The organism is Vibrio sp. JZG10, from assembly GCF_054064075.1.
The window spans coordinates 221,540-246,170 of sequence record NZ_JBSUGE010000002.1; the positions used below are offsets into that span (position 1 = coordinate 221,540).

Consider the following 24,631-nt stretch of genomic DNA (forward strand, 5'->3'; position numbering starts at 1 on the left):
GCCCTTGTTACCTTTGACTGAGCGGAATTCTAGAGAGTGGTTTTGTGAGGCACATGAGATGGTTGCCTAGATCGGCTAGGAAAAATTCCTAGAAATGCCTAGGAAGGCGGAAAAGCGTGAAAAGAGTCACACAAAATCCTTACTAACTTATGGGTTTTTGACAGGGTTCTTATCGGATTGGAAAGCGTTCAAATGCAAGCAGGTTAATATACGCAAGCTTAGTGCTGACAAGGGGGGAGCACGTTTGGTTGGATAGAATAGTGTCTTGTCGCCAAGTATCAATTGGGAACGAGAAGCAAGCAACAGAGACCCAGAGGTCTCTGTTAGAAATATTAGGAATTCTGCTAAGTTGACGTGTTAAGGCGCAGGGCTGTATAGACGCGGCGAGCCGTATTTTGGCAAGTGAATTAGGTTCAAATGGTTTCTTCTTGCCCATTCGACGGTTAACGCTGTAGGTGCAGATAAGCAAACCAGTGTGGGGATGCGCGCGCGAACGGCTTTGTGGATCAACTCTAAGCTGCAACGGCTTGTCATTATTGCGAAGCCACTTTGAGGTTCGATGTGATTGTTGGCCAATGCGCCAATCAACTTATCTAGCGCGTTGTGACGGCCGATGTCCTCTCGGCACAACTTGATGTTGCCTTGTAAATCTGCAAATAAAGCGGCGTGTAACGCGCCAGATTCACGTGCGGCTTCTTGATACTGTGCGACTTTGTCTCGCAGCCCTTCGAATACATCGGAGCGCGGAGGAAGAGACGGTGTTAGCGGCGCCAAATCAGGCAAAGCTTGTTCAAGAGCCTCGACGCCACAAATGCCGCATCCGGTTGTGCCAGCAAGATTTCGGCGTTGTGTTTTTAACGCCCAGAAAGCGCGGTTGCTGATTTCCACTTCCGCATAGTGAGATTCGTGATCGCCACCAATTTCAATGTCTTTGATCTCTTTGAAGTCGTGGACGATGCCTGTGCTTAAGCTAAACCCTTTCACGAAGTCTTCCAGATGGCCTGGCGTCACCATCATGACCGCTTGGCTAATGCCGTTGTAGCTGATAGCTAAAGCGGACTCGCTCGCCAACGACATTTGTTGCACTGGGCGGCCATCAATCAATTCTCGGTAATTGAATGCACTTGGTTGAGGTGGTGCTTGATTGAAATCGGACAGTTCAAAATAAGATTGAGTAGTACATCTCATGAAATCACCTCATAAGCCGTTGTGTATGCCAAAAATTGACGTGTGGATTGTTGTTATCGATTGAATATGCTTTTTGCTTCTGCGAAACACTGATCGGTTAGCGCGGAGAAGGGTTCTTGTTTTCGCTTTAACAAACCTAGCGGGGCGTGAACGGCGGCTTCTTCGATAGGAATAATGCGAAGCGTATCGTTCAACTCTTCCAATCCACAATTCAGCGGCATAATGGCGCAACAAAGGCCACTGGTTACTGCTTGGATCAAGTGAAAGGTGGAGTTACTTTCAATGACGGTTTGTGGAACTAGCCCTTTACTCACAAAGCTAAGATCAATCGAGTGGCGATAGTGCATGCCCTTCGAAAGCAGCCCTAGCGGAATGTTATTGAGTGACTCCCACAACACTTCAGATTCGGCAAAATCAAAATGACGCTCATCGAATAAAACGCCAAGTTTGGTCGAATCTAGCTCGATAACATCGAAGTAAGCGGTGTTGACTTGATCGACATAACACATCCCCAAATCAAGCTGATTGCGATTGAGTTGGTCTATGATCTGTTCGGTCGTCATGGAGAGTATTTGAAAGCGTAACTCAGGGAACTGTTGAGCTAATGGTTTGAGCAATTGCATCGGGTTTTGGCTGGCGAGTGGCACCATTCCAAGCCGAAGTGAACCGACCAACTGACCACGGCAGTTGGCGGCTTCGGCTTGCAATCCATCATGAGCGGCTAAGACGGTTTTTGCCCAAGCTAAAATGCGCTCTCCGGCTTCAGTAAATCCTTCAAATCGTTGACTTCTCTGGATTAATTCGAGGTCGAGTTCTTCCTCTAAGCTTCGGATTCTCATGGACAAAGTAGGCTGCGTAATGTGGCACAATGCGGCGGCTTGACCAAAGTGTTTGGTCTGTTCAAGTGCGATGAGATATTTAAGTTGTTTGATATCCATAATGGCTTGTTAACCTTGCGTTGTGAGTCACATGTACGGGGGAACTCCCTAAAAAGGGCACAGCACTACCGTACTTTTTAAGCGCTGGAGCGTTTTAACTGGGGAATGAAAAACCAAAACCAAGTCAAGAATAAAACCACACTCAAAATTGATCTGAATCAAGGCTATTCCTGATATTAATTAGGGTCAAATTTAAAGTATCTATAGTGTGATAGATATTATCTATTATCAAGAGTGGCGATTTTATTGAGTTCGTTAAGCGAAATAGGTGGAATCGAATGGGAAAACGATTAACCTCATAAACTGTATTGATTAAAAATGTGATGACCGTCAGTGGAAAAATTCGTCATAGATTTTGTTTATCACTCGGTCAGGATTATCAATTGGACGCATATTGAATATCGACTTAATCTTTGATTTAGATCAAGACGCAACAATGCAAATTGAATCTAACAGTCTTAGAAACAGTAGGCGGGTATCCGATATCAAGAATCTAGATAAGTAAACGCTCGGACAAGCGAGAGTATGTTGAGTGGTTACTTATTTGGATTAAAAAATACATGGATTAGAAACTAAGCCCTTCAATACTTCCGCATTATCTCAATAAATAACGCGCTTGTTTTCACGGGCACCCTGCTTGCTGGTATATCTGCGAGGAGTAAAGTCGTGAGCCAAAAAGAACAAATAAAAACATACAAAGGTCCAGCTGGTGGTTGGGGTGCACTGAAAGCCGTAACCAGAAGTTGGTGGGGCAGTGAAAATGCAGTTAAAAACATTCGCACTATGCTCAAAACCAACCAAAATGGCGGTTTCGACTGCCCGGGATGTGCATGGGGTGAGTCGCCAGATAGTGGTAAAGTCAATTTCTGTGAGAATGGCGCGAAAGCAGTAAACTGGGAAGCGACCAATCGTTTGGTTGATCCTGAGTTTTTTGCCAATCACAGCGTTTCATCTCTCTCAACGCAAACCGATTACTGGTTGGAATACCAAGGCCGTATCACGCACCCAATGCGATACGATGCCGAGTCCGACCACTATGTGCCTGTCTCTTGGGATGAGGCTTTTGCTCTTGTCGCGAAACATCTCAATCAATTGGATTCACCGCACCAAGCGGAGTTTTATACCTCTGGCCGTGCAAGCAACGAAGCGGCGTTTTTGTATCAGCTATTTGTGCGCGCATTCGGTACCAACAACTTCCCAGATTGTTCCAACATGTGCCACGAAGCCAGTGCAATCGGGATGAAAGACACCATTGGCGTTGGTAAAGGCACGGTGATCTTTGATGATTTTGAAGAAGCTGATGCGATTTTCGTGATTGGTCAAAACCCGGGCACGAACCACCCACGAATGCTTGAACCTCTGCGCGAAGCGGTAAAACGTGGTGCGCAGGTTATCTGTCTAAACCCGCTGAAAGAGCGCGGATTAGAGCGTTTCCAAAACCCACAAATGCCGATTGAGATGTTGAGTAATGGCTCAGAGCCTACAAACACGGCGTACCTGCGTCCTGCTTTGGGCGGAGACATGGCAGTATTTCGTGGCATCGCGAAATTCTTGTTGCAATGGGAACGCGAGGCTTTGCAAAACGGTGGCAAAGCGGTATTTGACCGTGAATTCATCAAGCAACACACGATTGGTATTGATGAGTATTTGGCTGAAGTGGACGCAACCTCTTGGGAACACATCGCGGAACAATCGGGTCTTGATTTAAGTGAGATCGAGATGGTGGCGAGCATGTATCGACGTGCAGAACGTGTGATCATGTGTTGGGCAATGGGGTTGACTCAGCATCGTCACTCTGTGCCAACCATTAAAGAAGTCGCAAACGTGCAAATGTTACGAGGTAACGTTGGTAAGCCGGGCGCGGGTCTTTCACCAGTGCGTGGTCACAGTAACGTTCAGGGCGACCGTACGATGGGCATTGATGAAAAACCTTCAGATCTGTTGTTGGATCGAATTGAAAGTCGATTTAACTTTGCCGTCCCACGTGGTGAAGGCCACAACACTGTGCAAGCCATTAAAGCGATGGAAGAAGGGCAAGCGAAAGTATTTATCGGTTTGGGCGGTAACTTTGCACAAGCAACGCCAGACACAGAACGTACGCACAACGCGATGCGAAACTGCAATTTAACCGTACACATTTCGACGAAGTTAAATCGTTCTCACCTTGTTACAGGTAAGGATGCGCTTATTCTTCCATGCTTAGGTCGTACTGAGATTGATCAGCAAGCGACTGGCCCACAAGGCGTGACGGTTGAAGATACCTTCAGCATGGTGCATATCTCATTTGGTCAGCTAAAACCGCGTTCGGAGCATTTGCGTTCAGAACCAGCGATTATTGCCGGTATTGCCAATGCTACACTTGGGGCAAAACCAATGGATTGGCTGTGGGCAATTGAAGATTACGACCGTATTCGCGATTTGATTGCCGATACCATTCCGGGCTTTACCGACTTTAACCATAAGCTTAAACACCCGGGTGGATTCCACTTGGTAAACCCAGCAGCCGAGCGTCGATGGAATACACCAAGCGGCAAAGCACAGTTCAGCTCTAGCGAGTTGCCGAAGCAGTTGATCAGCGAAGCGATACTCGAAAAAGGCCAAAAGCCAGATTTGATCTTGCAAACCATGCGCTCACACGACCAATACAATACGACACTTTACGGCTTGAATGACCGTTATCGTGGTGTATTTGGCATGCGCGAAGTGCTGTTCATCAATGAAGCGGATATTCGTAAACTCGGATTTGAACCGGGCGACAAAGTGGACATGGTGTCATTATGGGAAGGTGGCGTAGAGCGTCGCGTGAGCGGATTTACGCTTGTTGCCTATGACGTACCAGCAGGTCAGGCGGCGGCTTACTATCCAGAAACGAACCCATTGGTTCCTTTAGATAGTTATGGGGATAGAACGTTTACGCCAACCTCTAAGTTTATTGCGATCAAATTGGAAAAATCGACATCCGATAAGATCGCTTTGGTGGAAGCAGAATAGTTCCCAAACCAGCACAACGACATTCCCGATAAGCAAACGGCTGATATCAATTATCAGCCGTTTTTAATTGCTCACTTTGCATTTAGATCATTTCGTCGAAGGCGTGTAGGGAGCTGAATTAAAATAGTTATTTTCGTTAATAACGGGGTTATTGGATAGCACTCTAAAAGGCAGCAATTAAGGCGCATTGGTCCAGCTTGTGTATAATATTAATGAAATTAGGCTATTAGACGTATAACCTGATGGATGTCTGTATTTGATCCGAAATCTAAGCTGATGAAACTAACAAGAAGATAGATGACCTTGAAAAATATAATTAAATTAACGTTAAGCCACTTAGTGGCTGTTGCGATTGGTATTGCGATAGGTATCTATACTTTACCGATTCTTATTGCACCGCCTGCGCCGACCGATGAGCAAGTTTCTGAGCGCATGCAAGGTGCAGAATACAGTGCAGTTGTCACGAGGGACCTCAAAGATAGCAACGCTTTTCATTGGGGAGAAGGTGAAATTCATTTGAGTTCCCAAGCTATTACGCTGGTAGGAAAACTCGCTCCCGGGCCTGACTATAAACTCTATTTATCTCCTAAATTTGTCGAGACTGAACAAGCGTTTAATGACCTTAAATCTGAGATGAGCTTGGTTGGTGATGTCAAAACATTCAATAACTTCGTTGTTGAGGTTCCTCAAGGGATTTCCATTTCTGAATACAATGCTGTTGTTGTTTGGTGTGAAACATTCGGTGAGTTCATTACTTCGGCAAAATACCAATAAATCCCATCAGAAGAAAAAGTGGTTTCTTCTTAGTTAATAAAGGTTTACTGCTCAAATAACTGGTGCAATACATTACGTGGTACAAATGCACTAAGCGCTGCTAATGGTTCTACAGTGGTTGATAGAACTTAAGGATATTTTGTGGAAGTTAAAATTTTTCAGGTCGACTCGTTTACATCAGATGTGTTCAAAGGCAATCCTGCAGGTGTGTGTATCACAGAATCAAGCCTTGATGAGGAAATGATGTTGGCCATAGCGGCAGAGATGTCACTATCTGAAACCGCGTTTCTGTCATTAAACACAATGCAACTTCGTTGGTTTACACCTGAAACGGAAGTCGCTTTGTGTGGACATGGCACATTGGCCACGGCGCACGTGCTGAGAGAGCAAGGGTTATATAGTACAGGTGATACCATTGAGTTTGCTACGCTATCCGGCGTTTTAACTGCACAACTTGATCATGACGACATTCATTTGGTGTTTCCTGCTCCTATTTTAGATATGCGAGCAAGTATTAACACAGACTTGCTTCACGGCTTAGGGCTCGATGTGGTTGATGTAATCGCTTATGGTCAGTTTAATAATAAGCAGTTGATCGTCATCAATGATGAGTCTTTGATAGAGCAACTCGAACCTGATTTTAGTACGTTACTTAAACAAAAAGGTCGTGGAGTTGTTATCACTGCTCAATCAAGCACTGACGCTGATTTTGTCTCTCGTTACTTTGCCCCTTGGGTTGGTGTTGATGAGGATCCAGTGACAGGTTCTGCTCATTGCGCTTTATGTGTTTACTGGGCTAAAGAGCTCGGTAAAGCGCAATTAAAAGGCTTCCAAGCATCCAAGAGAAGTGGAGTTGTTTATACAGAATTATTGAGTCCGGAATACGTTAAGATTTCTGGAAGTGCGGTAACAATGTTGCGAGGAGATATGAGAATTGCGTAGTCGTCCTTTTTGGTTCTCGTTTTTCTGATTGCAGGTTTATCCAGTTCTCACTAGTGACAAAGCTAGAAGGCTGTCTATTCACGTGGTTGATTTTGTTTGTAAAAACACCCCTGCCATGGTGGTGTATAACGATTGGAGAGTTATATGAAAACTATCGGTCTTCTAGGCGGCATGAGTTGGGAGTCGACGCTTAGTTATTACAAATTGATCAACGAAGGAGTCAAAGAGGCGTTAGGCGGCCTAAATTCCGCAAAAATTTGTATGTATAGCGTGAATTTTTCAGAGATAGAGAAACTTCAACACCAAGGTAAATGGGAAGAAACGGCAAGTATTCTATCTGATGCTGCATCTTCAATAGAAAAAGGGGGCGCTGATTTTATTCTTATTTGTACGAACACAATGCACAAAGTTGCTCCTCAAATTGAAGCCAGCATTAATATCCCCATACTACATATCGCAGACGCGACTGCTGAGTTACTTCGTGAGAAAGGGGTTCAAAAGGTCGGACTCCTTGGTACTCAATTCACAATGGAGCAAGACTTTTACAAAGGACGGCTTTCCGACCTCTATGGGCTGGATGTCATAACTCCTGCTCAAGATGATCGCTCTATAGTGCATAACATTATTTATAAAGAGTTATGCCAAGGTGAAATCAAAGAGGAATCGAGAACGATATACCTGCAAATTATTGAAAAACTAAAAGAGCAGGGAGCTGAAGCTGTGATTCTCGGGTGCACTGAAATTGCCTTACTTGTAAACCAAAGTCACACCGATGTTACGCTACTTGATACCACTTCTATCCATGCTCAAGCAGCAGTCCGTTTGGCGATAGAAGGTTAATGAGTTAGATTTGAGTCCATGTAAATAAACAAAAGAGAAAACCAATCCCTCGGTTTTCTCTGTTTTTATTATCCCGTTATAAGCGCGAGAATTTGAGTGTTCTGTATCCACCAATCAAGTTACGAGCTTTGTAACCATTGTTGACCAGTTGACGGTATGCCACGTTACCGCGTAAGCCTACTTGACAGTAAATCACAATCTCTTTGTCTTTTGGTAGTTCACCCATACGATGGCGCAGTTGATCAACCGGAATGTTGATTGCCCCTTCAAGATAACCAACAGACTCCAATTCACCCGGGTTACGGACGTCGAGGAGAATTTGATCTTCAGTCAGGTTGTCGATTTCATCGTAATGAATCGCCGCTGCGTCACCTTTGATGATGTTATTTGCCACAAACGCCGCTTGGTTGATCACATCTTTTGCACTGCCGTAAGGTGGCGCGTAAGTCAGTTCAAGATGCTGTAGTTGTTCAACCGTCATGCCAGCACGTTGTGCAACAGCCATAACGTCAATACGTTTGTCGATACCGTCTTTACCAACTGCTTGAGCACCTAAAATCTTGCCTGATTTTGGATCGAACAACATTTTGAACGACACCACTTCTGCACCAGGGTAGTAGCTCGCGTGGCTTGCGGTATGCACGTACACTTTTTCGTATTCAACGCCAGCGCGTTTCAATTGTTTCTCGTTTTTACCGGTAGAAGCCACTGCAAGGTCAAAGATCTTACAAATCGCTGTCCCTTGTGTACCTTGGTAAGTTTCTTTGCGACCTAGCATGTTATCGGCAGCCATACGACCTTGACGGTTTGCCGGGCCTGCAAGTGGCACTAGAGTTTGCTCGCCAGTCACGAAGTCTTTCTCTTCTATCGCGTCGCCGACAGCGTAGATAGATGGATCGCTGGTTTGCATGTATTCGTTCGTGTAAATACCACCTAGCGCACCAATTTGAAGGCCAGCTTCTTGCGCCAGTTTTGTCTCAGGACGTACACCGATTGCCATGATCAGAATATCGGTAGTGAGTTTTTCACCGTTGTTCAGTGTTAACTCTAATTCACCTTCTAGGTGTTGGTGTTTCTCACTCTCACCAGAGTCGAAACTTGCAACGTGCTCGTTAGGTACGAATTTCACAGATTCAAGCGCGACGCCAAGTTTGAGGTCTACACCTTTGTCACGAATTTCTGCATGAGCAAAGCCTGCCATTTCACGGTCTACTGGCGTCATGACTTGGTCTGCCATTTCGATCAGAGAGGTTTTAATGCCAAGTTGGTGGAAGGCTTCCATCATTTCTAAACCGATGAAACCGCCGCCAACAACCGTCGCATGCTCTGGCTTGTTCATTTGGATCGTTTCGATGATGCGATCCATATCTGGAATGTTACGTAGCGAGTGGGTGAGCGGGTTATCGAGACCTGGAATTGGCGGAACAATAGGGCCGGCACCTGGGCTAAGCAGTAGAAAATCGTACGATTCTACGTATTCAGACTCATCCAACAGGTTTTTGATCGTAACGGTCTTGTCCTGTCGGTTAATAGAAACCACTTCATTCATCACGCGAACATCAACGTTAAAGCGTGCTAAAAAGCTTTCTGGCGTTTGTAGTAGTAACTTACTGCGTTCTTGGATATCGCCGCCGATGTGATAAGGCAAGCCACAGTTGGCAAATGAAACGAATGGGCCACGTTCAAACATGATGATTTCGGCATCTTCGCTTAGACGACGAGCACGCGCCGCCGCAGATGCACCACCTGCAACACCACCGACGATTAAGATCTTAGTCATTTTTAACTCCAAGTTTTAGGGCGAACTGACCTTTCACGAATAGCCAGTGTGAAAGGTCACTACGCTCTAGATTATCTAAAACCAAATTTCTTTAAAAAATAAGCAGCAGGGCAGATTCCCGTGTAAGCACTTTGAATAAGATTAACGCCGATAAACACGGTGAACCAAATGAAGTTACTGTGAACGAACACGGTTAGTATGACCGAGATCAATACCATCGTGCCTGCAAAAATTCGTACTGCATTTTCTAACGTCATAACTCTTCTCCTTCGTACTCTCAAACTGAGAACGCCATCCTTTGATATTCATCACTATAATTATCTAAATTAGAAATGTCTAATGTTAATTTATCTAAATTCATCATTGCTAATTTAGTGTTGACTAAATATATTGCTTTAGTAATATCTAATTTAGTTTTTAATATAGAGGTGAGTCATGAGCTATACAGATATGGATGTAGCAGCAATGAAAGGCAATGCCAATGAAGCTGCTGATCTCCTAAAAGTAATGGCACATCCGGAAAGGCTAATGGTGTTGTGCCAACTGACTCAAGGTGAGGTTGGTGTTGGGGAGCTACAAAAGAACTCGTTCCTTAGCCAATCCGCCTTTTCACAGCACTTGACGGTGCTTCGCAAACACAAATTGATCAAGGCTCGTAAGGCATCACAGCAAGTGTTTTATTCGTTGTCAGAACCGAGAGTTGAGTCATTAATCAAGGCGCTTCATAGCGTTTTCTGTAACTAATTCGTAGCTAAGATTTTAGAGGTAAATAATGTTAAACGTTATTCCATGGGAATCGTTGTTTGGTGGCCTTTTGTTAGGAATCTCCGCCACTATATTGTTGTTGGTTAACGGGAAAATTGCCGGAATCAGTGGAATTATGAATGGCATTATGTCACCGAAAAAAGGCGATTATTCGTGGCGATTGCTTTTTGCGGTTGGAATGATAGCTGGTGGCTTGATTAGCGTCCTAATGTTGGGCGTTGCGGTTCCTAGTACCGCGAACCTTTCTTTAGGGATGGTGATTGCCGCTGGTTTATTGGTAGGAATCGGGACCAGACTGGGTAACGGATGTACTAGCGGACACGGCATTTGTGGCATGGGCCGTTTGTCTAAGCGCTCTATTGTGGCGACCTGTGTATTTATGGCTGTCGCTGGTCTAACGGTATTCGTTCGACTTCACCTAGTTTAAGAGAGATTCCATGAACAAGACTATTTTTCGTTTTTCTGCTCTTTTGAGCGGTGTGTTATTCGGTATGGGCATGGCGGTGTCTGGCATGATCGACCCAGCTAAAGTCATTGGATTTTTAGATATTTCTGGCAGTTGGGATCCAAGTTTGGCTTTTGTGATGGGCGGCGCACTCGCGGTATTCATGCCAAGCTATTTTTTAATCATCAAGCCGAGAAAACAGTCAGTTAGCGGTGAAGCGTTTTGCACACCAACCAATAAGAACATCGACGGACGTTTGTTATCTGGTGCGGCGATCTTTGGTTTAGGTTGGGGGTTGGCAGGTATTTGCCCTGGCCCTGCGGTTGCGAGTCTGGCATTAGGCAACGTGAGCATTGTGGTGTTCTTCCTTGCGATGTTACTTGGATCTCTGTTCGCGAAGGCGCTCATTACTCACCGTAACGCGAAGAAGGTGAAAACCGCGAACGCGTAAACAATCAATCTGATATGGAGGGGAAAGGATGCCCGACAAACTAAAGCGAAGTTTTGTTCAGTCTGTGATGAACAGCTTTTTCCCTCCGATCATGATCATACTCGCGCTTGTGGTCGGTGCCGCGGCCTTGTGGTTGACCCCGAAAGAGGAAGACCCGCAAATCGTTGTGCCAATGGCAGATGTATTGGTTTCGGCTCCCGGACTAAGCGCTTCTCAAGTCGAAAATCAAATCACTGAACCATTAGAAAAGCTTGTTAGCCAAATTGACGGTGTGGAATACGTTTATTCTTCGTCAATGGAAGGTGCTGCGCAAGTCATCGTCCGTTTCTATGTCGGCGAAAACCGCGAAGATGCTCTGGTTAAGCTTTACAACAAACTCTACTCCAACCAAGACAAAGTTCCTCCTTCTGTCACTAACTGGCTTGTGAAGCCTGTTGAAATCGACGATGTACCCATTGTTGTTGCTGCAATTTACTCCACCGCTCCAGACATTCTCGATCGCCATCAACTGAGACGTATTGCAGACCAAGCCACGTTAGGCATTAAATCATTGGATGCCACCAACAAGGTGGAAGTGATTGGCGGTGAGCCGAGAAAAATCCAGATAGAGCTTGATTCCGTTGCGATGGCAAACTTCAAAGTAACCATCGATGACCTCGAACAGGCCATTCAGCTTAGTAATAGCAAAACCCAAGGCAAGAACGTTCGCGTAAACGGGCAAAATTACACATTGGAGTCGGGACGGTTTCTGACTAACGCCGAAGAGGTTGGCGATCTTGTTATCGCGGTGCTCAATGGTAAACCCGTTTATTTGAAAGATGTCGCGCGTATTTACGACGGTGAAGGTGAGGCAACATCCGATACTTGGTATCGCGATAAAAACTACGATGAAGCATACCCAGCGGTGTTCATTTCTGTCGCTAAACAAAAAGGCTCGAACGCGGTTAACGTGGCTCAGTCTGTTCGGTATAAACTGGCGGAGCTTCAATCCGAGCAGTTTCCTCCACAAGTTCAAGTTGAAGTCATTCGCGACTATGGCGAAACGGCGAATGCGAAAGTAAACAACTTGGTATCAAGCCTTGGCATCTCTATTCTAACGGTCGTGGTGTTTGTCGGTTTGTTCTTGAACTGGCGAAGCGCATTGGTGGTTGGTATCGCGATTCCGATTAGCTATGGTGCCGCGCTCGGGATGGACTTGGCATTTGGCTATTCCATCAACCGAGTCACACTCTTTGCATTGATTTTGGCGCTAGGTTTGATCGTGGACGATCCGATCGCCAGTATCGACAATATTGAACGCTACCTCAAACGCAAAAATCTAACACGAACCAACGCGATTGTTCTCGCCATGGCAGAAATTCGTAGCGCCTTGTTAATGTCGACGGTCGCAATCGTGATCGTGTTTACGCCGATGTTTTTTATCACTGGGATGATGGGGCCTTACATGGCGCCACTGGCGTTCAACGTTCCGATCAGCGTTATCTTTAGTACCGTTGTCGCGTTTATGATCACGCCTTGGCTTGCCAAGAAGCTACTCAAAGGTGCTGAGGAAAATGGCCACTATGACATCCAATCTTCGCCGATGTATCGTTTGTATCGTGGTGTGTTGATTCCGCTACTTGAAAGCCGCAAGAAAGCATGGCTTTTCCTTGGTTTGGTTGCCTTGTTGTTCGTCTTGGCAGCATTGTTGCCAGCACTTCGCTTAGTTCCACTCAAGTTGCTGCCTTATGACAATAAAAATGAGTTCCAATTGGTATTAAACATGCCAGAGTCTTCAAGCTTTGTGGATACCTCCAACGCGCTGTCGAGCTTTACGGACTATTTAATGACGGTGCCGGAAGTGACAAGTGTGTCGGGCTTTGCAGGCACCGCTTCCCCAATGGATTTCAACGGCATGGTGCGCCACTACTTTATGCGTAGCGAACCATACCAAGGCGAGCTTCGAGTCGTTCTTGCAGAGAAGAATCGCCGCGCAATGCAATCACACGAACTGGTGACACGACTCAGGGCGGATTTAGAGCAGATTGCAGATAAGTTTGACGCTGACGTGCAGCTAGTCGAAGTGCCGCCAGGCCCGCCTGTTATCGCCACCATTACGGCAGAAGTTTACGGTGATGAAGCGACATCTTATGAAGATCTGATGAGCCAAGCAGAGAAAGTCGCGGATAGGCTTCGCAAAGAACAGTTGGTTTCTGAGGTGGATACCAGCATCCAAGGTGATTTAGAAACGTGGCAATTCATCGTTGATCAAGAAAAAGCGGCGCTGTCTGGTGTTTCTGTTGCTGATATCAATAACACGCTTATTACCGCCGCGAACGCCAAAGTGCTCGGTTATATCGCCGATCCAAGAGAAGTGGCTCCACTACCTATCGAAGTGCAGCTCCGACGCGAAGACAGAGATAACCTTAATCAACTAGAGCAACTTTATGTGCGAGGCCGTCCGGGCATTGCAAAAGTAGAATCCAATGGGGCGGTTGTGGATGCTCCTCAGCCTATCGTGCAGTTGTCTGAAGTCGGTCATTTTGTGCAACGCGCAGCGGACAAACCGATTTTCCATAAAAACCTCAAGCCTGTTGTGTATGTCTACGCCGAGGTAGTTGGGCGTGTTCCGGGTGAAGTGATTGCCGATGTGATGGTTGACCAAGATACAACTCACGCGGAAGATGTGCATCGTCACTGGCAAGATCGCACGTACTTGAGCAATGGCGCTGGTGTCACTTGGAGCGTGCCAGACAACATCGAAGTGGTTTGGAGTGGTGAGGGGGAATGGAAAATCACAGTGGACGTATTCCGCGATTTAGGCATTGCTTATGGCGCTGCGCTGCTTGGCGTATTTGTGGTGATGTTGATTCAAACTGGTTTACCTGCGGTATCGGGCATCATCATGCTGGCGATACCCCTGACCGTGATTGGGATTATGCCGGGGTTCTGGATTTTGAATGTGTTAAGCAGTGACATCGGTAATTACCCGAACCCAGCGCTGTTCACGGCGACCGCGATGATCGGCATGATTGCGCTAGCAGGGATTGTGGTGCGTAACTCACTCGTTTTGATTGAATTTGTTCAGCAATCGCTGGCTGAAGGTCGTAGTTTACATGATGCGTTGATTGAATCTGGTGTTGTTCGTATGCGGCCAATATTGCTGACCGCGGGTACAACGTTACTGGGTAACGTCGTGATTACGCTAGACCCAATTTTTAACGGTTTGGCTTGGGCAATCATATTCGGTATTACCGCCTCGACCATCTTTACGCTGCTTGTGGTTCCGGTGGTTTATAACCTTGCATACCAAAACACCAAAGGACATGGATTACCTCAGATGGAGGAAGAGCAATGAAATTAGATACCAAATGGTTAGGCGTGATTCTGTTTGCCATACTCGCGCTTCTTTTTCTCTATATGGCTGGTTTTTTTACAGAAAAGTTGCCGACCGAACATGACGCGAAAACCAACCAGATTGATGTAAATAACGCAGAGACACATCAACTGATGTTAACCAGCGAATCGGTTGTTCGAGAGTTTCCGGGCGTCGTCGTTGCAGAGCAGCACGCCGATATCGCGGCACGGTTAACGGCATCGGTGATGGAGGTATTGGTGAAGGTTGGCGATAGAGTGAAGCAAGGAGACGTGTTGGCGCGGCTAGAAAGCGATGATCTCGACGCGCGAGTTCGTCAAAGTGAGCAGGCTTTATCCTCTGCACAAGCGCAGCTCAATGCGGCGAGAAAGGAGTTTTCTCGTGTCAGAGCGCTTTTAAACAAAAAGCTGATCCCTCAATCGCAATTTGACCAAGCGGAAAGTGCGTTGCAAACCGCACAAGCCAACTTCAATAAAGCGCAAGCGGCGGTCTCTGAGGCGGAAACGACCTTTGGCTACAGCATCATTACTGCACCGTTTGATGGCTTGATCACGCAAAAGCCCATCAACAAAGGTGATACCGCGACGCCGGGGGCTTTGCTTTTATCAATGTACAATCCAAACTCGTTGGAAATAGAGGTGAACTTTGCTGAGTCTGTCATGCCTTATGTGACTTACGATAAAGAAGTGGACGTTGTTTTCCCGTCTTACAACCTCAATGCGCAAGCGGCTGTAAAAGAAGTGACGCCGTCGGCAGATGCCAACTCGCGCAGTTATACCGTAAAGCTTCAATTTGAGCCGCCAACGGCTATCTATCCAGGTACATACGCCAAAGTCGCGTTGACCTTGACCGACGATGTTGTACTTCGCGTGCCAAAAGAGGCGGTTTACCAAGTTGGCCAATTGGACTACGTAAAAGTGGTGCAAGACAGCGGTGAGGTAGAAACTCGGCTTATTCAGCTTGGAGAGTTGGGGAGAGTGCGAACGGGGTTAAAGCAGGGTGACGTCGTAATGCTGAATCCAAGATCGCTTTGATAGAACGGTTTCTCTCGTTAACCAATCAAACGTCTATCTAACAGGTAACAACATAAAGTAGCCCAGCATGATGCTGGGCTACTTTGTTCGTTCAGTTAAGCGTTACCGTTGTGTTTACAGGACAATGGTCACTCAGTTTGTAATCCAAAACATCTTGTGAGCTGAACAGAGTTTGATGCGCGTTTTTCGCTTTTATTTGCGGGCTAACAATAATGTGATCAATCAAAGAGCGGAATTGGTGTGTTTTTCTTGGGGTCTTATTTGAGCGAACCTTGCAATCGGCTTTGGTATCTCGCGTTACCAATTGTGCATCGTTACCAAGCGTCATGATCGCCCACAGCCAATCACGTTGATACGACAAGTTGTGATTGAAATCGCCCATTACGGCGTACTGCTGCTTTTTCTTTTCTCTCTCGCTCATCCATTTCGCAAGTGCTTCTCCTTGTTGGCTCAGTGTTTGGCAATTGCGGTTGTTTTTATATGCTCCGCTGCATCCTGCTTTTAAATGCACAGAGAGCAGGTGAAGCTCGTCCTTTTGGTTTTGGTTAACGACGATGTAGCTGGCAAAGCGCAACTTGCTATTACCACGCGTGATTGAGAAGTCTGCTGGATCAGACACTTCAATGTCTTTGCGCACAGCAAAACCGGTGTACTGGTTGGTATCAGAAAACTGAAGGTGCTTATTGTTTGATTGAGCTCGATCAGAGAGGTAAATCGCGTAGCCATCGCCTACGGCTTTTTGAACGGCGGCTTTGGAGTCGACCTCTTGAAAGGCGATGATGTCGGCTTGAGTTTTATCCACATATTGATTGAGTTTGACGAAATCGTCACTGGTTCTAGAAACCTTACCTCCATTTATAGACAGCCATTCTATATTCCAACTGGTTAAGTTGATGGAGTTTTGAGCAAGTGACGTTGAACTAAAAATTAATAAGGCAGTAACAAATAGTGATCGCATATTGGCTTGTTTCACTCCTGGATTTTAGCGTATTCCTTTCCAACCTTTATCCTATAAGCGCTCTAAAAAAAGCAAGTAGATTTCGTACCAATTTTGCAATTTTCATGGTTTTCTTCTCAACTGAGATCAGTACCAATAAGATCGATTTGTTCTTGTCCGCTAGCCGATCTTTATTGATCAAAATCAATGTTTTCAAGTGGTGCTTTTCGTTAAATACGCCACAATATATTGTGTTAGCAGAATAAAAAATAACCCCATATAGTGTGTTTGTGGATAACTCTGTGAGTATGCTGGGGTAAGGAGAAGAAAGTGAAACCAATCGTAATCAAGCGTGACGGCTCAAGAGCTCCGTTCAACAGGGATCGTATCCAAGCAGCAGTTGAAGCGGCAGCGGAAAACAAAGATAAAGATGTCGCCATTTATGCTCTTAATGTCGCTCTTGCTGTCGAGTTACAGCTAAAAGATCACGATGAAGTTCACATCCATGAGATTCAAGACTTAGTCGAGAATGAGCTCATGCAAGGTCCTTACAAAGCCCTAGCACGTTCTTACATTGAATATCGCCATGACCGCGACATCGCGCGTGAAAAGCAAAGTGCACTAACTCGTGAAATCGAAGGCTTGATTGAAGAAAGTAACCTTGATTTGATCAACGAAAACGCGAACAAAGACGGCAAAGTTATCCCAACTCAGCGTGACCTTTTAGCGGGTATCGTGGCGAAGCACTACGCGAAAACGCACATCCTGCCTCGTGATGTGGTTCAAGCACACGAAGTGGGTGACATTCACTACCACGATCTGGATTACGCGCCATTCTTCCCAATGTTTAACTGTATGCTTATCGATTTGAAAGGCATGCTAACGCACGGCTTCAAGATGGGTAATGCAGAAATCGATACGCCTAAATCGATTTCAACTGCGACCGCAGTAACAGCGCAAATTATTGCGCAAGTAGCTAGCCATATTTATGGCGGTACGACCATCAACCGTATTGACGAAGTGCTAGAACCTTACGTCATCACGAGCTATGAAAAGCATTTAGAAATCGCGAAAGAGTGGAACATTGCTGAGCCAGAAGAGTTTGCTAAAGCGCGCACAGAGAAAGAGTGTTACGACGCATTCCAATCTCTTGAATACGAAGTAAACACACTACACACGGCGAACGGGCAAACCCCATTCGTAACGTTTGGTTTTGGTCTTGGTACAAGCTGGGCGTCTCGTCTTATTCAGCAATCGATTTTGAAAAACCGTATTGCAGGTCTAGGTAAGAACCGTAAAACAGCGGTATTCCCTAAACTTGTATTCGGCATCAAAGATGGCTTAAACCACAAATCAGAAGATCCAAACTACGACATTAAGAAGCTTGCACTTGAGTGTGCTTCAAAACGTATGTACCCAGACATTCTTAACTACGACAAAGTCGTGGAAGTAACGGGTTCATTCAAAACACCGATGGGTTGTCGTAGCTTCCTAGGTACTTACGAAGAGAATGGCGAACTTATCCATGAAGGTCGTAACAACCTTGGTGTAGTTAGCTTGAACTTGCCACGTATCGCGCTTCGCGCAAAAGGCAGCGAAGCGAAGTTCTATGAACTGCTTGATGATCGTCTACGTCTTGCTCGTAAAGCACTAGAAACACGTATTTCTCGTCTAGAGAACGTAAAAGCGCGCGTTGCACCAATTCTATATATGGAAGGTGCATGTGGTGTGCGCTTGAAAGCAGACGATTCGATTGCAGAAATCTTCAAAAACGGCCGTGCATCAATTTCTCTAGGCTACATTGGCGTGCATGAAACTATCAACGCGTTGTTTGGTACTGAAGCGCACGTTTACGATGATGCCGTATTGCGTGAAAAAGCGGTCGCGATCATCAAACATCTAAAAGATGCGGTGAATCAATGGGCTGACGAAACTGGCTATGGCTTTAGCTTGTACGCAACACCAAGTGAAAACCTATGTAGTCGTTTCTGCCGCATCGACACCAAAGAGTTTGGTTTGATTGAAGGCGTAACAGACAAAGGTTACTACACCAACAGCTTCCACTTGGATGTTGAGAAGAAGGTTAACCCTTACGACAAGATCGACTTCGAGATGCCTTACCCAGAAATCTCAAGCGGTGGCTTCATCTGTTACGGTGAATTCCCGAACATGCAACGTAACGTAGAAGCGCTAGAAAACGTGTGGGACTACAGTTACACCCGCGTTCCTTACTACGGAACCAACACTCCGATTGATGAGTGTTACGAATGTGGTTACACCGGCGAGTTTGAATGTACAAGCAAAGGCTTTACTTGCCCGAGTTGTGGCAACCACGATTCAACCAAAGTATCGGTGACACGTCGCGTATGTGGCTACTTGGGCAGCCCAGACGCACGTCCGTTTAACTTCGGCAAACAAGAAGAAGTTAAACGTCGAGTGAAACACCTATAAGGTTAATTACCACTCGATTCAACACTTTGAAAATCAACCTGCTTTAGGTTGATTTTCTTTTTCGCGATAACAAAGAGACGCATTATGAACTACCACCAATATTATCCAATTGACGTTGTTAACGGACCGGGTACGCGCTGCACATTGTTTGTGTCGGGCTGTGTACATCAGTGCCGTGGCTGTTATAACCAGTCGACGCAACGCTTGGATTCGGGTGTGTTGTTCACGCAAGAAGCGGAAGACAAAATCATCAATGACTTGAATGACACGCGCATCAAACGTCGCGGTTTGTCGTTGTCGGGCGGAGATCCGCTTCATCCTGCTAATGTGCCTCATATTTTAAAGATCGTGAAAAGGGTGAGAGAAGAGTGTCCCGGTAAAGACATCTGGGTTTGGACAGGCTACACGCTGGCTGAACTGGATGACGCGCAAAGAGAAGTGGTGCAATACATCGACGTTTTGATTGATGGTAAGTTTGAACAAGACAAGAAAGATCTCAATCTCGAATGGCGTGGCAGTTCAAACCAAATCATTCATCGCTTTACGGATATTTAATCAAGCATTCTCCAAACATAAAAAGGGCTCACACGTGCATAACGTGTGAGCCCTTTTTTTGTGTGAGTTCGTTAGTGTATTTCCAGTTACGCTGTCACCGTTTGATCATCTTCGACCATATTGTTTATCCAACGTTTAGATTGGATACGATAAGTCGTCAGTACGCCTTTCACAAATTCTTCAGCTAGCAAAGACATCAAGACAAAATGCAAAGGCAACTCGAGTACCATACCAGTGTAATAGGTAAGGGGAATACCAATAGCCCACTGACCAAACGTATCAATGAAAATACTGTAGCGAATATCTGCGCCGCTCTTTAGTACGCCGCCAATCCCTACCATGTTAAACACTCTCAAAATCATACCCAGCGCCATGACTAAGCATACGTTAAGTGCCATTTCTGCATCGGTTAATGGGCTTAGTACCAATAGATGATGAATTAAAGGCGAGCTCAACCACACTAGGAAAAACAGTAAGGTGGCTAAGATTGCGCTGGTTAACACATACCACCATGCCGTTTTCTCGACCCGGTCATAATGTTTTGCGCCAATATCATTACCAAGAAGAACGGATGCTGCGACCGCAAACCCCATAAAGGTTGAAATCAGTACACCTTCAATTGGCGATAAGAATGAGATGATCGCAAGTTCTGAAACGCCCAATTGACCATAGATGATGCTGTAAACGATCAGTCCACCAGTCCAGAGCGCATCGTGGACCAGCATGGGTAGAGAAACCTTAAAGTATTTTTGACGATACTGCTTTAAACGGCCTTGCGCCCAATCGAACTTGGTCGGAATAAGGTATGCGTAGCGTTTGCAGAAAAAGTAAATCAACACTGCCGTTTGGAAAAATCGAGAAACAAAGCTGCCAACGGCTGCACCAAATACGCCCCATTGAGGGAAGCCGAATAAACCGAAAATCAAAACATAATTAAGCACGACATTCACGACAATAGCCGAGACACTGACGTTGGTTGCCAGTTTGGTTTGGCCTACGGAGCGCAATACCGCTTCAATAGGTACCACTATCGCCGTTGCAATAAGACTAAAGCCCGTAACCACAAGATAATCACGTGCATAAGTGACGTATTCAGGATCGTCTGACATGAAAGAGACGATCTCTTTATCAAAAATCGCATAAAGAACAATAAACGGCAGCGTCACTAAAATGGAAATAAACCAAGATTGCGCCAATGTTCTGCGGATTCCTGCCAGGTTCCCTGAGCCGTAATATTGAGAAGCCAGCACCGTTACTGCACCGCAAAGACCGAAAATGACTGCAAGGTTAAAGAAAAAAATGCGATTTCCGACACCGACTGCAGCCGTTGCGGATTCGCCGAGTTGGCTCACCATGAAAATATCCACGACGCCGAGTAACGCAAAAAGCATGGATTGAAGTGAAACAGGAAGGCCAATCGCAATCAGCTTTTGCCAAAATGCTTTATCGATGTATTCGCGTGTTAAGAGCATCGCATTTCTCCTTAAAGATTAATGCGAGTAGTTTATCCCTATGATTTGGCGGTGTATTTTTCAAAGGCATCCAAAACCTTTGTAAAACTCTCCACTAGTGTATATGTGAGCCAATAAATCATGGAAGATAAACAAGAGCGCTACGCGATTTCAGAAAAAACCTATCAAGAGTTTATTGATCACAGTCGAGTACTGGCATTGGAGGAGAGAGGCATTGTGCAGTGCGGAATTGCAACCTGTCGTGACTTCTTCTCTGTTTATCGTAAAAAACAAAAAAAACACATGCTGCTTTACACCGTGCGCGGTAAAGGTTGGTTAGAAAGTGGGGCGTGTCGATATGATTTGGAGCCTGGCTCGTTGATCACGGTGCCTGCAGGTGTTGAAAACGGTTTTGGTATGGAAGAGGAACCCTGGCAGATCGCATGGCTTTTTCTTACTCCTGATAGAGCATGGCCAATGATAGAGAGTAATATTAGTTACCAGCTCACATCTGCACCTGAGGTGATGTATGCGTGTATCCAAACGTTGTTACGCAGTATTAATCTTCCCATTGATTATGGTGGTGCGGTTGGTGCACATAGCGTGGCTCAGTTAGAGCTGATGTTAAACATGCCGCCCTCAGAGTCGATATCACGCAGCCAATTGAGGCTTCGGCGCGTATTCGATCTTGTCCAGCGTCAGCTGCATAAGGATTGGAGTGTCGAGCAAGTGGCAGCTTTATATCCATGTTCGGAGCCACATTTGCACCGTCTGACTCAAAAGCAGTTTGGTCGAAGCCCGATGGCACATTTAACACGTATGCGCATGGAATACGCTGCTAGGTTACTTCGTTCAACAGAATGGCCGATTCAACATATTGGAGAGATAGTCGGATATCCAACTAGTGCCAACTTTAGTACACGTTTTAAAGCGTGGTCGAGCATGACGCCAAGAGAATTTAGGAAAAACGGAAGAGTGGATTGGTATATTGAGGAGTGAATCGTTCTTTTTATAACCGATAGAGCGCACAAAACTTATCGTAACCCAGAATTTTGTTCTCTAATTGATGAAATAAGTGAAAAATCATTTCGCCATTTTTTGCGATGGTGTTAACGTGAGGTTCGGTACTTGAATTTCAAAGGGTTATGACTTTCATGTTTTCTAATCTCCCAACTCCCGTATTAGATCCTATTTTATCTCTATCCGTTGCATACCGTAACGATGACCGTCCAAACAAGGTTGATCTTGGTATTGGCGTCTATAAGAACAGCGCAGGCGAAACGCCGATCATGAAAGCCATTCAAATGGCGCAGGATGTCGTTGTTGAAACTCAAAAAACCAAATCTTACGTTGGTCTTGCGGGTTGCGAAGAATTTAATAAAAGCATGATCGATTTGCTACTGACGGGAACGTCAGCAATGGATCGTGTTGCTGCCATTCAAACGCCAGGTGCAAGTGGTGCGCTGCGTATGTTAGGTGACCTAATGAAGGTCGCACAGCCAGATACGACGGTTTGGATTTCAAACCCTAGCTACGTAAACCATAAACCAGTGATGGAAGCGGCAGGTCTTAAAGTTAAGTTCTACCATTACTTTTCTCCAGAAACGAAACAAGTAGACACTGCAAAGATGATGGATGACCTTGCGAAAGCAGGGCCTTCCGATGTTGTATTGCTGCATGGTTGTTGTCACAACCCAACAGGCGCAGATATCGATTTTTCTGCTTGGCAAGCCATTACGGAATTGTCACAGAAGAACGGTTTCACCCCATTTGTTGATATTGCCTACCAAGGCTTTGGTGATGGCTTAGAGGAAGACGCAAAAGGGCTTCGCTTCATGGCAGATAACGTTGAAGAGATGTTAATAACGACGTCATGTTCGAAGAACTTTGGCCTATATCGCGAGCGCACAGGTGCGGCGATTGTCGTTGGTAAGAACATGCAAGACGTGGCCAACGCAAAAGGCAAGTTACTTACGTTAGCGCGTTCTACTTACACGATGCCACCCGATCATGGAGCGGCTTTGGTTAAGACGATTCTTCAAGATGACAACCTGACTTCCGTTTGGAAGCAAGAGTTGAGTGAAATGCAACATCGTTTGGTTAGTCTTCGTCAAAGTTTGTGTAACGAATTGAGAAACAACCATAATACCGATCAATTTGACTTCATTGAGGGTCACAAAGGCATGTTTACTGTGCTAGGCTTTAGTGAAAACCAAATGGCGCAACTGCGTGAAGATTATGGCATTTATGGTGTTGGCGATGGTCGAATTAACATCGCTGGACTTACCGAAACTCATATTCCATACGTAGCGGACGCAATTAAGAAAGTATCTCAAGCTTAATTGGAGTGTGGATGAAAAACTGGAAACTGATTCTGCCGCTTATGATGAGCGGCAGTTTAATTGCTTGTACGTCAACTCAAACGACGCAGGAACCTGTTGAGCCTGAGTCGCCGAGGGTCGAAGAACCTGTCAAAATAGAGCCAGAAGTGAAACCAGAGGTTGATCCAACGCCTGAGGTGGAGCCTAAGCCTGAAGTAAAACCTGAGAAAAAGCCCGAGCCAAAACCGACAAAACCAGCCAAAGTGACAAAGACACCAGACGGCATGTTGATTCTTGGTTCTGAAGAGTGGGTTTACGTTCCTGAAATTGATCAAACCTTCAAAGCTAGGGTTGATACAGGGGCGACAACATCATCAATTAGCGCGACAGACATTGTTCCGTTTGAGCGTGATGGTAAAGATTGGGTTCAGTTTAAGATGGACTTGGGCGATAAAGAAACTAAAGAGTTTAAAGTACCTGTAGAGCGCTGGGCTAAAATCAAGCAGTCATCGTCAGAAGAGGTGGATAAACGAGCGGTAGTAAAAGCGTATATTACCGTCGGTGACCACAAAGAAAAGACAGAGTTTACGTTAGCTGAGCGTGGGCATATGAAGTTTCCAATTTTACTTGGTCGAAGCTTTTTTAGAGATATCGCCGTTGTGGATGTATCGAAAAAGTATGTCCAAGATAAACCTAAAAAATCCGGCAAAAATTAAAGCCTTGTTACTAGTTCCTGCTAACAATCGGTATTTAACAAAAATGGCCTCCGAAACCGGAGGCCATTTTTATTGAATCACACACTTATTAATGCAACTGCTTAGTTACTTAATTAAAATGCAAAACGAGCAGACATCACAATTTGTTGGCCATAGACACCATTATTTTTGAAATCCGCGCCAAGTGATAGTTGCTGAGTAGAGTGGAATCTTGCGCCAAAATTATAAACGGTATTGGAATCGTCGTTATCCATTATTTGACCGATACGGGCATGTAGCTCAACATTTTGCATGAACCAAATACGAGTACCAATATTCACCTCAGTGCGCCACTCGTCACCCACTTTATCACTGCCGTTTTCTTTAATGTTGTGTACCAACATTTGGCCATAAATATCTGCAAATTGGCCTGCTGGGCCGTTAAAGCCAATACCACCAGCAATGTCCCAGTCTCCGCTGAATTCACTGTCTGCGCGAGCAATGAAGTGGGTGTTTTCCGTAAAGTAGGTATTGAACTCGCCACCAAATGTACCAGGGCTAGTGCCCATGCGAAATTCCATCGTGTTGTAGTTGAAATTATTTGCATGTGCGGAAAGTGGCAAAACAGCGCACAAACCAAAGGCTGCAACCTTTAGAGCTTTACCTAGCATGGTGTCTCCGGGCAAGATGATTAAAATGAACAAAAAAATGGTCTGCA

General features: G+C 45.4%; 21 protein-coding genes. 14 read left to right on the forward strand and 7 right to left on the reverse strand.

Features of this window, described 5'->3' with window-relative positions; translation table 11 throughout:
• Nucleotides 1-357 precede the first annotated feature (357 nt).
• Nucleotides 358-1,188 (reverse strand): formate dehydrogenase accessory sulfurtransferase FdhD, encoded by an 831-nt coding sequence (gene fdhD, locus ACWYVB_RS03530; protein WP_457528000.1) that lies wholly within the window; start codon nucleotides 1,186-1,188, stop codon nucleotides 358-360.
• A gap of 53 nt (nucleotides 1,189-1,241) precedes the next feature.
• Complete coding sequence (locus ACWYVB_RS03535; protein ID WP_046875405.1) at nucleotides 1,242-2,126, reverse strand: LysR family transcriptional regulator; 885 nt, start codon at nucleotides 2,124-2,126, stop codon at nucleotides 1,242-1,244.
• A 666-nt stretch (nucleotides 2,127-2,792) separates the two neighbouring features.
• Between ACWYVB_RS03535 and ACWYVB_RS03540 the strand changes: the two genes are divergently transcribed.
• The 4 genes from ACWYVB_RS03540 to ACWYVB_RS03555 all read left to right on the forward strand — a co-directional run bounded on the left by ACWYVB_RS03540 (nucleotide 2,793) and on the right by ACWYVB_RS03555 (nucleotide 7,673).
• Nucleotides 2,793-5,117, forward strand: a complete 2,325-nt coding sequence (locus ACWYVB_RS03540) for an FdhF/YdeP family oxidoreductase (protein WP_457528002.1) — start codon at nucleotides 2,793-2,795, stop codon at nucleotides 5,115-5,117.
• 297 nt (nucleotides 5,118-5,414) lie between these two features.
• Nucleotides 5,415-5,891 (forward strand): DM13 domain-containing protein, encoded by a 477-nt coding sequence (locus tag ACWYVB_RS03545; RefSeq protein ID WP_457528004.1) that lies wholly within the window; start codon nucleotides 5,415-5,417, stop codon nucleotides 5,889-5,891.
• 141 nt (nucleotides 5,892-6,032) lie between these two features.
• Nucleotides 6,033-6,833, forward strand: coding sequence for a PhzF family phenazine biosynthesis protein (locus ACWYVB_RS03550; protein ID WP_140210444.1), 801 nt, complete (start codon nucleotides 6,033-6,035; stop codon nucleotides 6,831-6,833).
• A gap of 144 nt (nucleotides 6,834-6,977) precedes the next feature.
• Nucleotides 6,978-7,673: an aspartate/glutamate racemase family protein gene (locus tag ACWYVB_RS03555; protein ID WP_012842248.1), complete on the forward strand. Its 696-nt coding sequence runs from the start codon at nucleotides 6,978-6,980 to the stop codon at nucleotides 7,671-7,673.
• Nucleotides 7,674-7,749: 76 nt separating this feature from the next.
• Here ACWYVB_RS03555 and ACWYVB_RS03560 read toward each other — a convergent pair whose 3' ends face one another.
• A complete protein-coding gene (locus tag ACWYVB_RS03560; RefSeq protein WP_048625070.1) occupies nucleotides 7,750-9,453 on the reverse strand; it encodes an FAD-dependent oxidoreductase in 1,704 nt (567 codons plus the stop codon).
• Between the two features lie 71 nt (nucleotides 9,454-9,524).
• Nucleotides 9,525-9,710, reverse strand: a complete 186-nt coding sequence (locus ACWYVB_RS03565) for a YgaP family membrane protein (RefSeq protein ID WP_012842250.1) — start codon at nucleotides 9,708-9,710, stop codon at nucleotides 9,525-9,527.
• Between the two features lie 178 nt (nucleotides 9,711-9,888).
• Between ACWYVB_RS03565 and ACWYVB_RS03570 the strand changes: the two genes are divergently transcribed.
• The 5 genes from ACWYVB_RS03570 to ACWYVB_RS03590 are packed head-to-tail and all read left to right on the forward strand — an operon-like array spanning nucleotide 9,889 to nucleotide 15,503.
• Nucleotides 9,889-10,197 carry an ArsR/SmtB family transcription factor gene (locus ACWYVB_RS03570; protein ID WP_012842251.1) on the forward strand — a complete coding sequence of 103 codons (309 nt, stop codon included), beginning with the start codon at nucleotides 9,889-9,891 and terminating at the stop codon, nucleotides 10,195-10,197.
• Nucleotides 10,198-10,225: 28 nt separating this feature from the next.
• Nucleotides 10,226-10,645: a YeeE/YedE family protein gene (locus tag ACWYVB_RS03575; protein WP_048625069.1), complete on the forward strand. Its 420-nt coding sequence runs from the start codon at nucleotides 10,226-10,228 to the stop codon at nucleotides 10,643-10,645.
• A gap of 10 nt (nucleotides 10,646-10,655) precedes the next feature.
• A complete protein-coding gene (locus ACWYVB_RS03580; RefSeq protein ID WP_258618338.1) occupies nucleotides 10,656-11,114 on the forward strand; it encodes a YeeE/YedE family protein in 459 nt (152 codons plus the stop codon).
• Nucleotides 11,115-11,142: 28 nt separating this feature from the next.
• Nucleotides 11,143-14,451 (forward strand): efflux RND transporter permease subunit, encoded by a 3,309-nt coding sequence (locus tag ACWYVB_RS03585; RefSeq protein ID WP_457528008.1) that lies wholly within the window; start codon nucleotides 11,143-11,145, stop codon nucleotides 14,449-14,451.
• Nucleotides 14,448-15,503, forward strand: coding sequence for an efflux RND transporter periplasmic adaptor subunit (locus ACWYVB_RS03590; RefSeq protein WP_457528009.1), 1,056 nt, complete (start codon nucleotides 14,448-14,450; stop codon nucleotides 15,501-15,503). Before ACWYVB_RS03585 ends, ACWYVB_RS03590 begins: the two co-directional genes overlap by 4 nt.
• A 91-nt stretch (nucleotides 15,504-15,594) precedes the next feature.
• Here the strand turns inward: ACWYVB_RS03590 and ACWYVB_RS03595 are convergent, their stop codons facing one another.
• On the reverse strand, nucleotides 15,595-16,461 hold the full coding sequence (locus tag ACWYVB_RS03595) for an endonuclease/exonuclease/phosphatase family protein (RefSeq protein WP_085343788.1): 867 nt from the start codon (nucleotides 16,459-16,461) through the stop codon (nucleotides 15,595-15,597).
• 309 nt (nucleotides 16,462-16,770) lie between these two features.
• Here ACWYVB_RS03595 and nrdD point away from each other — a divergent pair, with 309 nt between their 5' ends.
• Together nrdD and nrdG are read left to right on the forward strand one after the other, a co-directional pair.
• A complete protein-coding gene (gene nrdD / locus ACWYVB_RS03600; protein WP_104973697.1) occupies nucleotides 16,771-18,891 on the forward strand; it encodes an anaerobic ribonucleoside-triphosphate reductase in 2,121 nt (706 codons plus the stop codon).
• Nucleotides 18,892-18,975: 84 nt separating this feature from the next.
• Nucleotides 18,976-19,446 carry an anaerobic ribonucleoside-triphosphate reductase-activating protein gene (nrdG, locus tag ACWYVB_RS03605; protein WP_005394529.1) on the forward strand — a complete coding sequence of 157 codons (471 nt, stop codon included), beginning with the start codon at nucleotides 18,976-18,978 and terminating at the stop codon, nucleotides 19,444-19,446.
• Between the two features lie 86 nt (nucleotides 19,447-19,532).
• Here nrdG and ACWYVB_RS03610 read toward each other — a convergent pair whose 3' ends face one another.
• Entirely contained in the window at nucleotides 19,533-20,918 is a 1,386-nt protein-coding gene (locus ACWYVB_RS03610) for an MATE family efflux transporter (protein ID WP_457528015.1), read from the reverse strand.
• A gap of 120 nt (nucleotides 20,919-21,038) precedes the next feature.
• On the opposite strand from ACWYVB_RS03610, the gene ACWYVB_RS03615 reads away from it, so the two are divergent.
• The 3 genes from ACWYVB_RS03615 (at nucleotide 21,039) to ACWYVB_RS03625 (ending at nucleotide 23,934) form a co-directional block, all read left to right on the forward strand.
• Entirely contained in the window at nucleotides 21,039-21,896 is an 858-nt protein-coding gene (locus tag ACWYVB_RS03615) for an AraC family transcriptional regulator (protein ID WP_457528017.1), read from the forward strand.
• A gap of 155 nt (nucleotides 21,897-22,051) precedes the next feature.
• Nucleotides 22,052-23,239 carry an amino acid aminotransferase gene (locus tag ACWYVB_RS03620; RefSeq protein ID WP_048625063.1) on the forward strand — a complete coding sequence of 396 codons (1,188 nt, stop codon included), beginning with the start codon at nucleotides 22,052-22,054 and terminating at the stop codon, nucleotides 23,237-23,239.
• A gap of 11 nt (nucleotides 23,240-23,250) precedes the next feature.
• Nucleotides 23,251-23,934 (forward strand): ATP-dependent zinc protease family protein, encoded by a 684-nt coding sequence (locus ACWYVB_RS03625; RefSeq protein ID WP_457528019.1) that lies wholly within the window; start codon nucleotides 23,251-23,253, stop codon nucleotides 23,932-23,934.
• Between the two features lie 113 nt (nucleotides 23,935-24,047).
• Here the strand turns inward: ACWYVB_RS03625 and ACWYVB_RS03630 are convergent, their stop codons facing one another.
• A complete protein-coding gene (locus ACWYVB_RS03630; RefSeq protein WP_005394515.1) occupies nucleotides 24,048-24,584 on the reverse strand; it encodes a hypothetical protein in 537 nt (178 codons plus the stop codon).
• Nucleotides 24,585-24,631 lie beyond the last annotated feature (47 nt).